The sequence below is a fragment of the Streptomyces sp. NPDC008092 genome (assembly GCF_042957285.1).
Taxonomy (GTDB): domain Bacteria; phylum Actinomycetota; class Actinomycetes; order Streptomycetales; family Streptomycetaceae; genus Streptomyces.
Window position 1 is genome coordinate 596,505 of the sequence record NZ_JBIBHY010000006.1, and the last position, 12,278, is coordinate 608,782.

Here is a 12,278-nt window from a genome sequence, read left to right on the forward strand (position 1 = left end):
GACCGACCACTCCATGCGTCGAACCGCATAGCAGGGGGCAGTATGAGATCCAACCGTGCCAAGGTGCGGGCCAGCGTGAGCATGGCAGCGACACTGCCGATGATCGCCGGCGCGCTCGCGCTCGGCATACCCGCGGCGCACGCCGCGGACAGCCCGGCCCGTGACAGCCTGAAGGGCACCAAGCCCACCTGGGCCACGGCCAAGGCGGACAAGGGCGCCACCTCGAACAGCGCGCAGGTCAAGGCCCGGGTCTACCTGGCCGGCCAGGACGCCAAGGGCCTCGCGGCCTACGCGAAGGCGGTGTCCGACCCCAGCTCGCCGCTCTACGGCAAGTACCTCAGCGCCAAGCAGGTGCAGGCCCGCTACGGCGCCACCAAGGCCCAGGTGAAGGCCGTCAAGACCTGGCTGACCGCGTCCGGCCTGAAGGTCACCGAGGTCACCCAGCACTACATCGCCGTCTCCGGCGACGTGTCCGCCGCCGAGAAGGCGTTCGGCACCCAGCTGCACAACTACGCCAAGGGCTCGAAGACCTACCGCGCCCCGGCCACCACGGCGACCGTGCCGGCCTCCGTCAGCGACGCCGTCCTGACCGTCACCGGCCTGGACAACGCGCCGCACAAGGCCACCCACGACGACACGCTGCCGCCCCCGGCCGGCGTGTTCAAGAACTCCGGGCCGTTCTCGTCGTACTACGGCTCGAACACGGCGAGCACGCTGCCGGACGCGTACGGCTCCAAGATCCCGTACGCCGTCCAGGGCTACACCGGCAAGCAGCTGCGGGCCGCCTACGGCGCCGGCGACTACACCGGCAAGCACGTGCGCGTCGCGATCACCGACGCGTTCGCCTCGCCGACCATCGCCTTCGACGCCGGCACCTACGCCAAGGCGCACGGCGACGCCTCGTGGAAGACGAGCCAGCTGCACCAGGTGCTGCCCTCGAACTACACGAACACCGGCGCCGACGAGTGCGACGCCTCCGGCTGGTACGGCGAGGAGACCCTCGACGTCGAGGCCGTCCACGCGGTCGCGCCGGACGCCGACGTCACCTACGTGGGCGCCGCGTCCTGCATGGACAACGACCTCCTGGACGCCCTCAGCAAGGTGGTCGACAACCACCTGGCCGACATCGTCTCCAACTCCTGGGGCGACATCGAGGCCAACGAGACCCCGGACGTCGCGGCCGCCTACGACCAGGTCTTCCAGCTCGGCGCGGTGCAGGGCATCGGCTTCTACTTCTCCTCCGGCGACAACGGCGACGAGGTCGCCAACACCGGTGTGAAGCAGGTCGACACCCCGGCCAACTCCGCCTGGGTGACGGCGGTCGGCGGCACCTCCCTCGCCGTCGGCAAGGGCGACAAGTACCTGTGGGAGACCGGCTGGGGCACCGAGAAGGCCTCGCTGGCGACCGACGGCAAGAGCTGGACCAACTTCCCCGGCGCGTTCACCTCGGGCGCGGGCGGCGGCACCAGCAAGACGGTGACCGAGCCATACTACCAGAAGGGCGTCGTCCCGGACTCCCTCGCGAAGGCCAACAGCACCACCGGCAACCGCGTGGTCCCGGACATCTCCGCGATCGCCGACCCCAACACCGGTTTCAAGGTCGGCCAGACCCAGACCCAGGCGGACGGCACCGAGGCGTACAGCGAGTACCGCATCGGCGGCACCTCGCTGGCCGCGCCGGTCATCGCGGCGGTCCAGGCCCTCGCCCAGGAGGCGCGCGGCGGCAAGGCGATCGGCTTCGCCAACCCGCTGATCTACTCCAGGTACGGCACGAAGGTCTACCACGACGTGACCGACAACCCGACCGGCAAGGGCCTCGCGGTCGCCCGCGTCGACTTCGCCAACGGCTACGACGCCACCGACGGCCTGCTGACCTCGGTCCGCAGCCTCGGCAAGGACAGCTCCCTGTCCGCGGTCAAGGGCTACGACGACGTCACCGGCGTCGGCACCCCGTCGAACGGCTACGTCGACTCGTACAAGCCGGCGAAGGCACACCGCAAGCACTGACCCACTGCGCGGCGGTTTGACCGACAGAGGGGCGTGAGGTCTTCGAAGACCTCACGCCTCTTTGTTTTGGGGGTGGTTGAGGGAGGCGACGAAGGGGGCCAGGCGGTGGCGGGGACGAGGAGGGTGGGGCCGCCGGGGACCTTTGGCGAGGGACGTGTCCGGTGACAGCGCGGCGGCCCTGAGCCGATCGCAGGACCTGCGGTACTCATGCACGAGCGCAACATCGTCGATGGTGTGCCCGCTGTGCAGCGCCTCGGTGTCGTGCTTCCACGAGCCGAACGTTCCCGTGCCTCGCATCCCGGCGTCGTCCTCGACGTGGTCCGTGAGGCCGCGCAGTCCCTCGGTGCCCGAGCCGGCGCCGTCAGGTGCGTGTCATGCGGTCGGCTTCCAGGACCGCCTGGGCGAAGGCCGCGGGTGCCTCCTGCGGAACGTTGTGGCCGATGCCCTTGAGTGTGCGGTGGACGTACGGGCCGGTGTACTTGTCGCGGTAGGAGGCGTCGCCGCCGGGCGGGGTGAAGGGGTCCAGCTCGCCGTCGAGGCCGACGGTGGGCACATGGATGGCCGGTCCCTCGGCCAGCCGTGCCTCCAGGTCGGTGTACCGCCTGTCGCCGGGGGCGAGTTCGAGCCGCCAGCGGTAGTTGCTGATGACGATGGGCACGTAGTCGGGGTTGTCGAACGCCTTGGCGGTGCGGTCGAAGGTGGCGTCGCTGAAGTGCCAGGCAGGCGAGGCGTTGCGCCAGACGAGCTTGGCGAGGTCGTGCCGGTACTCCTTGAGGCCCAGCTCGCCCCGTTCGGTGCAGAAGTAGTACTGGTACCAGAACGCGTACTCCTTGGCCGGCGGCGCCGGCTGCCGCAGCGCCTTCCGGTCGAGGATGAGGTAACCGCCCATGGAGACGAGGGCCTTGCAGCGTTCCGGCCACTGCGCGGCGACGATGCCGGCGGTGCGTCCGCCCCAGTCGAAGCCGCCGATCACCGCCCGCTCGACGCGCAGCGCGTCCAGCAGCGCGATGGCGTCCACTGCGACCGCCGCCTGCTCGCCGTTGCGGAACGTCTTCGGGGACCGGAAGGTGGTCGTCCCGTAGCCGCGCAGGTAGGGGACGATGACGCGGTAGCCGTGTGCGGTCAGCAGCGGCGTCGCCGCCTCGAAGCTGTGGATGTCGTACGGCCAGCCGTGCAGCAGGAGCACCACCGGACCGTGGGCGGGGCCCGCCTCCGCGTAGCCGACGTTCAGCTCGCCGGCCCGGATCTGCTTCAGCGGGCCGAAGGAGGACCCGGGCGGCGCCTCCGTCCCCGGCGCGGTCGCCCTGGCCGCGGAGGCACCGTGCGCTGCCGCCGTGGAAGCCGCCGCCGCGCCGGTCACGCCCGCGCCGACGGCCTTGCCGAAGGCTCGTCTGTCCATCGTCCGGGAACCTCCCGTCGTGTCCGGGCAAGGCGGAAGCCGCAGTCCATCGTAGGGGCGGGTCAGCAGACCCGCCCCTCGGACCGAACGGGGCGCGCGGTGCGTCAGGAGTGGACGGTCTCCGCAGGCTCCGGGACGTGCGAGGCGACCACCCGTACGTGCCCCGGGGCCGGGGCGACCCGGCGCCGGTCCACCGCGTACGCCACGCTCGCGACGCCGAGGCCCAGGACGGCGAGGGCGGCGCCGGCCAGCGCCGGGGACGTGACGCCGAAGCCCGCCGCCAGGGCCACGCCGCCGATCCAGGCGCCGCCCGCGTTGGCGAGGTTGAAGGCCGCCTGGTTGGCGGAGGAGGCGAGGGAGGGGCCCGCGGACGCCCGCTCCATGACCATCAGCTGGAGGGGCGAGCCGGTGATGAAGGCCGCCACGCCCAGCAGCACCACCGCCACCGCCGCGCTCCACTCCGCCCGCATCAGGACGGGGAAGAGGAGCAGCACCGCGACCATCGACACCAGGCCGCCGAAGAGCGTGCCGCGCATCGCGTGGTCGGCGAGGCGGCCGCCGACGAGGTTGCCGATGGTGGCGCCGACGCCGAAGAGGGCGAGGAGCAGGGTGACGTTCGAGTCGGCGTAACCGGCGGCGTCCGTCAGCATCGGGGTGATGTAGCTGTACGCGGAGAAGAGGGCGCCGAAGCCGACGACCGTGGTGGCGAGGGCCAGCCAGACCGGGAGGGAGCGGAGGGCGGAGAGCTCGCCGCGCAGGCCGGCGGTGGGGGCCGGGGTGTGCGTGGGGTGGATCAGGAAGAACACCGCGGCCATCGCCGCGACGCCGATCAGGCTCACGCCGAGGAAGGTCGCCCGCCAGCCGAGGTGCTGGCCCATGAGGGTGGCGACCGGGACGCCCGCGATGTTGGCGACGGTCAGGCCCATGAACATCAGGGAGACCGAGCGGGCCTTGCGCTCCGGTGCCACCAGGTTGGTGGCGACGACCGCGCCGACGCCGAAGAAGGCGCCGTGCGGGAGGCCGCTGAGGAAGCGGGCGGCGAGCAGGGAGTCGTAGCCGGGGGCCAGGGCCGAGAGCGCGTTGCCCGCGACGAACAGGGCCATCAGGGAGATCAGGACCCTGCGGCGGGGCAGGCGCGCGGTGAGCGCGGCCAGGAGCGGGGCGCCGACGACGACGCCGAGGGCGTACGCCGACACCAGGTGGCCGGCGGCGGGGATCGAGATGTGGAGGTCGCCGGCGACGTCGGGCAGCAGGCCCATCATGACGAATTCGGTGGTGCCGAGACCAAAAGCGCCGACGGCCAGGGCGAGCAGGGCCAGAGGCATGAAGGGCTTTGCCTTTCGGGGAGCAGGGTTCCGTGCGTTCTAAGTTCAGCTACGGAACAAAGTGTCCCAGGCCAAGTATTCCGCCAGGTTACGGCGCGGTGTCCGATTGTCCTTACAAAGCCAGCAGTACCCGCCCGACCAGGGGTTTTTACGAAGCCGATGTGGTCAGGTTCACACGCGCGGCGATGGGGAGGTGGTCGCTGCCGGTCTTCGGCAGGGTCCACGAACTCTCCGGCTGCACCCCCTTGACCATGATCTGGTCGATGCGGGCCATCGGGAACGCGGCCGGCCAGCTGAACCCGAAGCCGCTGCCCGCCGCGCCCTGCGTGGAGCGCATCTGCGAGGTGACGCCGTTGAGGGAACGGTCGTTCATCGTGCCGTTGAGGTCGCCGAGGAGGATCACCTGGGGCAGGGTCTCGTCGGCGATGGCCTCGCCCAGCGCGTCCGCGCTCGTGTCGCGCTGCCGGGCGGTGAAGCCGGCGTTCATCTTGACGCGTACGGAGGGGAGATGGGCCACGTACACGGCGAGCGGGCCGTGCGGGGTGGCGACCGTGGCGCGCATCGCGCGCGTCCAGCCGAGCTTGATGTCGACGGCCTTGACCCCGGTGAGCCGGTACTTGCTCCACAGCCCGACGGTGCCCTCGACCGCGTGGTACTTGTACGTCGACGCCAGCGCCTTCTCGTACGTGGGCACGGCCGTCGCCGTCAGCTCCTCCAGGGCCAGCACGTCGGCGCCCGAGGAGGCGAGCCGGGTGGCCGTACCGGTCGGGTCGGGGTTGTCGGCGTTGACGTTGTGGGTGGCCACCATGAAGTCGCCGCCGGTGCCCTGCTTGTCGGTGAGCAGTCCGCCGAACAGGTTCAGCCAGACGATCGCCGGCAGGAGAACGGCGATCAGCGCGGTCGCCGACCTGCGCAGGAAGCCGACCAGGAGCAGGACCGGGATCAGCAGGCCCAGCCAGGGCAGGAAGGTCTCGGTGAGACTGCCGAGGTTGCCGACGGCGTTGGGGATGCGGGAGTGCAGCAGCATCACCCCGGCGAGGAGCAGCGCCACCACGGCGGTGACGACGCCCCGGCGCCAGATCCGCGGATCGTTCCGCCAGCCCTGCAGCAGCCGTTCCGCCAGGCGCCGGAACCGGTCTCCCCGGCGCTCGGGTCCCGAGCCGCCGCTGTCCGTCTCCGTCATGTACGCCTGCTGCGCCATACCGTCTGCCTCACAACCTGCCGTGCACACCGTCGTCCCCCGGATACGACCCTAGGGGATGATCGGCTCCTCTCCCGCCGTCACATGACGGCCGTACGGAAGAGGATGACGAACAGGACGGGGGAAGGGGTTCCGGTTACCGGCGGGTCGGTGGGGTCTGTGACGAAACGCGCACACTCGCTACGGCGAGGTGACGGGGCCCAGTCCCGCCAGCACCTCGTCGACGACCTGTTCGGCGAGGCCCTCGGGGAGTTCCGCGTCCGGGCGCAGTATGGCCCTGAGCAGCATCGGGCCCGTGAACATGTCGTTGGCCAGCTCGATGTCGATGTCGGCACGGAGTTCGCCGTTGCGCTGGCCGCGGCGCAGCACTTCCTTGCCGAGTTCGCGCCGGGGGTTGACGACGTTGGCGTGGTAGGCGTTCCAGATGCGGGGGCTGCTCTTCATCTGGGCGTAGACGTTGTGCAGGATGGCCGAAGAACGGTTCATCAGGCCGCGCTGCCGCAGTGATTCGAGCAGCACGACGAGGTCGTCGCGCATGGAGGTGCCGGGGAGTTCGGGGTCGGGGGGCTCGGCGGCGCGCATGACGTCGACGAAGAGCTCCTCCTTGCCGTTCCAGCGCCGGTAGATGGTGGCCTTGCCGACGCCGGCGGTCCGGGCGATCCGCTCGATGGAGAGCTCGGCGAGCGGAACGCCGTCCTCCAGGAGCTTCATGACGCCTTCCAGGATGGCGTTCTCCACCGCCTCGCTGCGGGGGCGGCCGCGGGCCGGGGTGATGGACCGCGGTCCGCTGTCGGCAAGCGTCACGTCGTACCGTCCTCTCGGTGCACTGGCTGCGGGAATTCTCCCGCAGCCGAAGCGTCCCCCCGTGCTTCGGCCACAACGGCCCCGGTGGTTTCAGTCGTTCGTACTCACTCCGCCGCCACCACCAACTCCTGCTCCCGGTCGCCCTGCTGACCGGCCGGCGGCCTGCCCGGCAGGAAGAGGGCCACGACCACGGCGCCGATCAGCGCGACGCCCGCGCCGCACAGGGCGGTGGTGTGCATGGCGTGCAGGAAGGCGTCGTTGGCCGGGGTGACCAGGGCCTTGCCCTGTGCGCCGAGCTTCGAGGCGACGCCGAGCGTGGCCTCGATGGACTCGCCGGCGGTCTCGCGCAGCCCGGGCGGCAGCGCGCCGAGCTTGCCCTCGATGCCGTTGCGGTACGACGTCGACAGCACCGAGCCGAGCACGGCGATGCCGAGGGCGCCGCCGACCTGGCGGAAGGTGTTGCTGAGCGCGGAGGCGGAGCCGGCCTTCTCGCGGGGCAGGGCCTGCATGATGACGACCGAGGTCGGCGTCATGATGTGCGCCATGCCGGTGCCCATCAGGAAGAAGACGACCTCCAGGATCCAGATCGGCGTGTCGGCCTCGAAGGTGGCGAAGGCGCCGAGGGTGGCGGCGATCAGCACCAGGCCGCCCGCGGTGGTGGCCTTGTTGCCGAACCGGTCCACCACCAGCCGGGCCCGCGGCGCGAAGATCATCTGCGCGGCGGCCAGCGGGAGCAGCAGCAGGCCGGACTGGAGCGGCGAGTAGCCGCGCACGCTCTGGGTGTAGAAGACGGAGAAGAAGGTCACGCCCATCAGCGCGAAGAAGACCAGCGCGATGGCGGCCATGGCGGCGGAGAAGACCTTGTTCTTGAAGTAGGTGACGTCCAGCGACGGGTGGTCGCTGCGCTTCTCGTAGATCACGAAGCCGGCGAGGACCGCGACGCCCGCGAAGATGGTCACCAGCACCTTGGCGTCGGTGAAGTCGGCGAGTTCGCCGCCCTTGATGATGCCGTAGACCAGCAGGACGAGGCCGACGACGGAGAGCACCACGCCGACGGGGTCGAGGCGGCCCGGGCGCGGGTCGCGCGAGTCGGGCACCAGCCAGAACATCAGGGCGAGCGCGATGATCACGATCGGTACGTTGATGAGGAAGACCGAGCCCCACCAGAAGTGGTCGAGCAGCACGCCGCCGGTGATCGGGCCGATGGCGATGGCGAGGCCGACGCCGCCGGCCCAGATGCCGATCGCCTTCGGCTGCTCCTGGCGCTCGAAGACGTTCATCAGGACGGCGAGGGTGGCGGGCATCACGAAGGCGGCCCCGAGGGCCATCAGGGCACGGAAGGCGATCAGCTGGTCCGCCGAGCCGGACTCGGCGGCGAGGGCCGAGCCGACGCCGAAGACCACGAGGCCGCCGATGAGCACCTTCTTGCGGCCGAGGCGGTCGCCGACGAGGCCGGCGGTGAAGAGCAGGCCGGCGAAGACCAGGGTGTAGGCGTTGATCGCCCACTCCAGCTGGCTCTGGGTGGCGCCGAGGCCCACCGGCGCCGGGGTGGAGATGGTCTTGACGGCGACGTTCAGGATCGAGTTGTCGAGCACCACGATCAGCAGGCTCAGCATGAGCACGCCGAGGATCGCCCAGCGGCGCCGGTGCACCGCCTCGGGTATGCGAGGGCCGGGCGGAGCGTGGTCGGCAGGAGTTGTCATGCGGATGAGCCTATGACCATTTCAATACGGCACCGTCTCGTATCTGAATTCCTTTACCCGGGCTTTATGGAACACGACAGCACGGGGCGGGGCGGGCGGTGACCGACGGATCACACGGGGGTCCTCTGGCCGACGGCGGCACGAAGTGCCACCATGAAAGGGATCCGGGGACACCGTCAGGGTGCCTCGAGATGACTTGAAGGAGCCGTTGTCATGACGCAGCTTTCGGCTGCCCAGACTGTGCAGAACAGCCCCTCCGACGGCAGCAAGGCGCTGTACGGGGGTAAGGGCACCCGCCGCATCACGGTTCGCGACATCGCCCTCGCCAAGGAACGCGGCGAGAAGTGGCCCATGCTCACCGCGTACGACGCGATGACCGCCTCCGTCTTCGACGACTCCGGCATCCCGGTGCTGCTGGTCGGCGACTCGGCCGGCAACTGTCACCTCGGCTACGAGTCGACGGTCCCGGTGACGCTCGACGAGATGACGATGCTGTCCGCGGCCGTGGTCCGCGGCACCCGGCGTGCCCTGATCGTCGGCGACCTCCCCTTCGGCTCCTACCAGGAGGGCCCGGTGCAGGCGCTGCGCTCGGCGACCCGGCTGGTGAAGGAGGCGGGCGTCGGCGCGGTCAAGCTGGAGGGCGGCGAGCGGTCGTACGAACAGATCCGGCTGCTCGTCGAGTCCGGCATCCCGGTGATGGCGCACATCGGCCTGACCCCGCAGTCCGTCAACGCGATGGGCTACCGCGTGCAGGGCCGCGGCGAGGAGGCGGCCCAGCAGCTGCTGCGGGACGCCAAGTCGGTCCAGGACGCGGGCGCGTTCGCGGTCGTACTCGAACTGGTCCCGGCCGAGCTCGCGGCCGAGGTGACCCGGGTGCTGCACATCCCGACCGTCGGCATCGGCGCCGGCCCCGAGACCGACGCCCAGGTCCTGGTCTGGACGGACATGCTCGGCCTGACCCCGGGCCGGGTACCGAAGTTCGTGAAGAAGTACGCGGACCTGCGCGAGGTCATGGGCAACGCGGCCCGCGCCTACGCCGAGGACGTCGTCGGCGGCACGTTCCCGCTGGAGGAGCACTCCGTCCACTAGAGCCACCGCCCACCAGAGCCACTGCGGCAACACCAAGGACAGCCCGCCGATCTTCCCCCGTCGGCGGGCTGTCCCCTTTGCCGGCGGGCTGTCCCCCTTGTGCGCCAGGACCGGCGCGCGCTCCCGTGTCAGCGCCCCGGGGTGGGTCCGGGGGGTCCGGGGGCTCGGTGCCAGCGGATCTCGCCCTCGTGCCGTACGTCGGTCGGGGTGAGCCCGGCGGCCCGGGCGACGGCGGCGGAGGCGTGGTGGCCGGGGTGGATGTGGGCGACGACCGAGTACGGCGGCCGGCCGCAGAGCCGGTCGGCCAGCGCGCGGACCGCCTCGGTGGCGATGCCCCGGCCCTGCCAGGGGGTGCCCACCACCCAGGCGATCTCGGCGGCCGAGTCCCGGATCGTGGCCTGGACGTACCCCGTCAGGCAGGACCCGGCGCGGAGCCGGATCACCCAGTTCGCCCAGGAGACGGCCGGGTCGGGCGAGCCCGCGGTGAGGCGGCGGTAGCGCGAGCGCAGGGCCTCGGCGGTGTCCGGCGTGCCGCCGGTGAAGGTGTGCAGGGCCGGGTCGGACAGCACCACGGCCATCTCCTCGGCATGCTCGACACGCAGCGGGAGCAGGTCGAGCCGCTCGGTCCTGATGGTCGCCCGGGCCGCGGATGAGGTCACGCGCCGCACGCTACGCCCCTCGCGCCGCCGAGCCACCGCCGAGCCGCCGTCGAGCGGTCGCCGAGTCGCCACCCGGCCGCCGCCGTCCGCTCGGTGAACCGTCCCGGCGGACCGTCTCAGCAAACCGTCTCAGCGAACCGTCGACGAGCTGTCGCTGGTGTATCGGCGGGATATCGGCGGACTGTCGGCCGGTGTAGGCGGGCTGTCGGTGGTTTGTCGGTGGGGCCTGGCACGGTTCTCCCCATGACGCGAATCGACAACAACGCCGTGTCCGTCCGGGGGCTGGTGAAGCACTACGGCGACACCAAGGCACTCGACGGAGTTGATCTGGACGTCCGGCAGGGCACCGTGATGGGTGTGCTCGGACCCAACGGGGCAGGCAAGACCACCCTGGTGCGGATCCTGTCCACGCTGCTGAAGCCCGACGCGGGCGAGGCGACCGTCGCCGGGTACGACGTGCTGCGCCAGCCCCGCCAGCTGCGCCGGGTGATCGGGCTGACCGGGCAGTACGCCTCCGTGGACGAGAAGCTCCCGGGCTGGGAGAACCTCTACATGATCGGGCGGCTGCTCGACCTGCCGCGGAAGGACGCCCGGGCCCGGGCCGACGAGCTGCTGGAGCGGTTCTCGCTGACCGAGGCCGCGAAGCGCCCGGCGAGCACCTACTCCGGCGGCATGCGCCGCCGGCTCGACCTCGCCGCCTCGATGATCGGGCACCCCCAGGTGCTGTTCCTGGACGAGCCCACCACCGGTCTCGACCCGCGCACCCGCAACGAGGTGTGGGACGAGGTCAAGGCGATGGTCGGCGAGGGGGTGACCGTGCTGCTGACCACCCAGTACATGGAGGAGGCCGAGCAGCTCGCCTCCGAGCTGACCGTCGTGGACCGCGGGAAGGTCATCGCGAACGGCAGGGTGGAGGAGCTGAAGGCGAAGGTCGGCGGGCGGACGCTGCGGGTGCGGCCCGTGGACCCGCTGCAGGTGCGGCCGCTCGCCGCCATGATCGACGAGCTGGGGATCACCGGGCTCGCCGGTACCACCGTGGACGCGGACAGCGGCACCCTGCTGGTGCCGATCCTCAGCGACGAGCAGCTGACCGCCGTGGTCGGCGCCGTCACCGCCCGCGGTATCACCATCAGCTCCATCTCCACCGAACTCCCCAGCCTGGACGAGGTGTTCCTGTCCCTCACCGGCCACCGCGCCAGTGCCCCGCAGGACACCCGGCCCACCGACGACCGTCAGGAGGTCGCCGTATGAGCGCCGCCACCGCCACCCCGGCCACCGTCAGCCCGGCCGCCGACGCCCGGATCACGCTGCGCGGGCACCTGCGGCACACCGGAGCCCTGGTCCGCCGCAACCTGCTGTGGATCCGGCAGGACCCGGAGTCGATGTTCGACGCCCTGCTGATGCCGGTCGTCTTCACGCTGCTGTTCGTGTACGTCTTCGGCGGCTCGATCGGGCAGGCGCTCGGCGGCGGTCAGGACGGGTACGTCCAGTACGTCATCCCGGGCATGATCGCGATGATGAGCATGACGCTCTCGCAGGGCGTCGGCACCGGGTTCAGCCAGGACTTCAACTCCGGTGTGATGGACCGGTTCCGGTCGCTGCCGATCGGGCGCGGCTCGGTGCTGTTCGCGAAGATCTCGGTGGAACTGGTGCGGATGCTGTTCGCGACCGCCGTGCTGATGATCGTCGCCGTGCTGGTCGGGTTCCACATCAACCACTGGGGCGGGCTGTTCGCCGCCGTGGGGCTGTCCGCGGTGTTCGCCTCCTCGATCATGTGGGTGTTCCTCACCCTGGGCGTGATCCTGAAGAACGCCCAGTCCGTGCAGGCCATGGGGTTCCTGGTGCTGTTCCCGCTGCAGTTCGGCTCGTCGATCTTCGCGCCGACGAAGTCGATGCCGGGCTGGCTGCAGGCCTTCACCGACTACAACCCGCTGTCCACGCTGGCCGACGCCGCGCGCGGCCTGATGGTCGGCGGCCCGGTCGCCCACGACCTGTGGATCACGCTGGCCTGGTCGGTGGGGATCACGGCGGTGGCGGCACCGTACGCGATCCACAAGTTCCGTACGAAGAGCTGACGTCCACCCGGACGCG

10 protein-coding genes are annotated in these 12,278 nt (G+C 71.0%); 4 read left to right on the plus strand and 6 right to left on the minus strand.

The features are described from left to right. Window positions 1-81: 81 nt before the first annotated feature. Window positions 82-2,007, plus strand: coding sequence for a protease pro-enzyme activation domain-containing protein (locus tag ACFZB3_RS22615; protein WP_391377863.1), 1,926 nt, complete (start codon window positions 82-84; stop codon window positions 2,005-2,007). A 361-nt stretch (window positions 2,008-2,368) separates the two neighbouring features. Here the strand turns inward: ACFZB3_RS22615 and ACFZB3_RS22620 are convergent, their stop codons facing one another. From ACFZB3_RS22620 to ACFZB3_RS22640, 5 genes are all read right to left on the minus strand, one after another. Next, on the minus strand, window positions 2,369-3,406 hold the full coding sequence (locus ACFZB3_RS22620) for an alpha/beta fold hydrolase (RefSeq protein ID WP_391377649.1): 1,038 nt from the start codon (window positions 3,404-3,406) through the stop codon (window positions 2,369-2,371). Window positions 3,407-3,510: 104 nt separating this feature from the next. Then, window positions 3,511-4,731, minus strand: a complete 1,221-nt coding sequence (locus ACFZB3_RS22625; RefSeq protein WP_391377651.1) for an MFS transporter — start codon at window positions 4,729-4,731, stop codon at window positions 3,511-3,513. A gap of 148 nt (window positions 4,732-4,879) precedes the next feature. Beyond that, on the minus strand, window positions 4,880-5,932 hold the full coding sequence (locus ACFZB3_RS22630) for an endonuclease/exonuclease/phosphatase family protein (protein WP_391377653.1): 1,053 nt from the start codon (window positions 5,930-5,932) through the stop codon (window positions 4,880-4,882). A 180-nt stretch (window positions 5,933-6,112) separates the two neighbouring features. Continuing rightward, window positions 6,113-6,736, minus strand: coding sequence for a TetR/AcrR family transcriptional regulator C-terminal ligand-binding domain-containing protein (locus tag ACFZB3_RS22635; RefSeq protein WP_391377655.1), 624 nt, complete (start codon window positions 6,734-6,736; stop codon window positions 6,113-6,115). Window positions 6,737-6,840: 104 nt separating this feature from the next. Beyond that, window positions 6,841-8,439, minus strand: a complete 1,599-nt coding sequence (locus ACFZB3_RS22640; protein WP_391377657.1) for a DHA2 family efflux MFS transporter permease subunit — start codon at window positions 8,437-8,439, stop codon at window positions 6,841-6,843. A 213-nt stretch (window positions 8,440-8,652) separates the two neighbouring features. Between ACFZB3_RS22640 and panB the strand changes: the two genes are divergently transcribed. Continuing rightward, a complete protein-coding gene (panB, locus tag ACFZB3_RS22645; protein ID WP_391377659.1) occupies window positions 8,653-9,528 on the plus strand; it encodes a 3-methyl-2-oxobutanoate hydroxymethyltransferase in 876 nt (291 codons plus the stop codon). Window positions 9,529-9,656: 128 nt separating this feature from the next. Here panB and ACFZB3_RS22650 read toward each other — a convergent pair whose 3' ends face one another. Then, window positions 9,657-10,187: a GNAT family N-acetyltransferase gene (locus tag ACFZB3_RS22650; protein WP_391377661.1), complete on the minus strand. Its 531-nt coding sequence runs from the start codon at window positions 10,185-10,187 to the stop codon at window positions 9,657-9,659. Between the two features lie 243 nt (window positions 10,188-10,430). Here ACFZB3_RS22650 and ACFZB3_RS22655 point away from each other — a divergent pair, with 243 nt between their 5' ends. Both ACFZB3_RS22655 and ACFZB3_RS22660 read left to right on the plus strand, forming a co-directional pair. Continuing rightward, window positions 10,431-11,438 carry an ATP-binding cassette domain-containing protein gene (locus ACFZB3_RS22655; RefSeq protein WP_391377663.1) on the plus strand — a complete coding sequence of 336 codons (1,008 nt, stop codon included), beginning with the start codon at window positions 10,431-10,433 and terminating at the stop codon, window positions 11,436-11,438. Continuing rightward, window positions 11,435-12,262 (plus strand): ABC transporter permease, encoded by an 828-nt coding sequence (locus tag ACFZB3_RS22660; RefSeq protein WP_391377665.1) that lies wholly within the window; start codon window positions 11,435-11,437, stop codon window positions 12,260-12,262. The genes ACFZB3_RS22655 and ACFZB3_RS22660 overlap by 4 nt, the downstream gene beginning before the upstream one ends. Window positions 12,263-12,278: the final 16 nt, after the last annotated feature.